An 835-nucleotide genomic window follows, 5' to 3' on the forward strand; every position below is an offset into this window, starting at 1 on the left:
GGCTCTGTTGCAAATTCTCGAATAAGCGGCAGGGCCCCGGAGATTTCGGGCGTTCAGAATGTGTAAACTCCGAACTGCCTTTCGATCAGACGCACTTCTCCCACGACGCCCTGTTCTTGTTGCCAGGGTCGTGCCTGCCCCTTTTTCAAGGCCCGCATGACCTCAAAGCCCTTGATCGTGGCGTAAGCGGTTTTCAGCGTTTTGAACGCCCGAACGGGTTTGATCAGCTGCCTGAGCTTTCCGTGATCAGCCTCGATCACGTTGTTCAGATATTTCACCTGTCGGTGCGTCACTGTATCCAACATCTTTCCGTCTTTTTTGAGTTCCCCGATTGCTATCCCATAGGTCGGGGCCTTGTCCGTGTTGATCGTCTCGGGCTTCTCCCAGTCCTTCAGTCCGTTCACCGCTTTGCCCAGGAAACGCTGTGCAGCCTTGGCGTTGCGGGTCGGTGACAGGTAGAAATCGATCGTATCGCCGTCCCTGTCGACCGCCCGATAGAGATACGCCCATTTCCCTTTGACCTTGATATAGGTCTCATCCACCCGCCAGCTGCGGGAAAAGCCCGGACGTTTCCAATACCAGCGCAGCCGCTTTTCCGTCTCGGGAGCATAACGCCGGACCCAGCGGTAGATCGTCGAGTGATCAACGTTCACCCCACGCTCCGCGAGCATGGTTTCCAGATCCCGGTAGCTGATCCCGTAGCGGCAATACCAACGGACCGCCCAAAGGATCACCTCACCCCGAAAATGCCGTCCCTTGAAATCGCTCATCCGCCACGCCTCACTTCAAAACCGAAGGCGGTTTCCAACAGGAAAGACAACTTTGCAACAGAGCC

1 protein-coding gene is annotated in these 835 nt (G+C 56.2%); it reads right to left on the bottom strand.

The window, feature by feature from the left end:
- Window positions 1–53: 53 nt before the first annotated feature.
- Complete coding sequence (locus tag HUK82_RS16975; RefSeq protein ID WP_176615012.1) at window positions 54–770, bottom strand: IS6 family transposase; 717 nt, start codon at window positions 768–770, stop codon at window positions 54–56.
- Window positions 771–835 lie beyond the last annotated feature (65 nt).

The sequence above is a fragment of the Ameyamaea chiangmaiensis genome (assembly GCF_013376175.1).
GTDB classification, from domain to species: Bacteria; Pseudomonadota; Alphaproteobacteria; order Acetobacterales; family Acetobacteraceae; genus Ameyamaea; species Ameyamaea chiangmaiensis.

Bases quoted from the DNA above. Each gene is read 5' to 3' on its own strand.
- HUK82_RS16975 (WP_176615012.1), bottom strand. From the start codon at position 770: ATGAGCGATTTCAAGGGACGGCATTTTCGGGGTGAGGTGATCCTTTGG.